Origin of the sequence: Geobacillus sp. B4113_201601, assembly GCF_001587475.1 — a bacterium.
GTDB classification, from domain to species: Bacteria; Bacillota; Bacilli; order Bacillales; family Anoxybacillaceae; genus Geobacillus; species Geobacillus icigianus.
Genome location: NZ_LQYX01000037.1, coordinates 1 through 467, shown reverse-complemented (window position 1 = coordinate 467; position 467 = coordinate 1). Strand labels below are relative to the sequence as shown.

Sequence of the window (467 nt, the reverse complement as noted above, 5' to 3'; positions counted from 1 at the left end):
CTCTCGGCGTGGCCCATCGGACGCATGCCGGCCGTCTCCACCCCTTGCGCCGACAGCCACTCCCGGTAGTCCCGGATGCATCCCGGCATCGACTCGATCCGGCGGATCATTTCGGCCAACTGCTCTTCTTTGGCTTCGTCCCCCAACGTACCGACGGCGCTGTTCAGTTCCACCAAAAGTCCTTCCTCGTCTTGCTTCGCCAGCTTCTTCCGCACCTCCCGCCAACGCGGGTGGCCGGACAGACACTGACGAAGCTCCCGCGCCACATGGAACCGATCCAACTGAAAGCACGCCCGCTTTCCGAAATACTCCCGGCAGGCGGTAATCCAAGATGCCGCGTCGCCGTTGATGACCAACAGGTCCCGGCACGGGTCATAGGCATATTCCTTCATCAGCCACGCTTCGAACCCTTCCCACACGTCCCCCGCCCCTTCATGGAGGTAGTGGCGCCGGTTCACGAGCTCCAG

General features: G+C 63.0%; 1 protein-coding gene. It reads right to left on the bottom strand.

Translation table 11 applies throughout. From position 1 onward, the window contains the following. The coding region (locus B4113_RS05735; RefSeq protein ID WP_201028603.1) for a UPF0236 family transposase-like protein at positions 1-467 on the bottom strand (467 nt) is incomplete at both ends.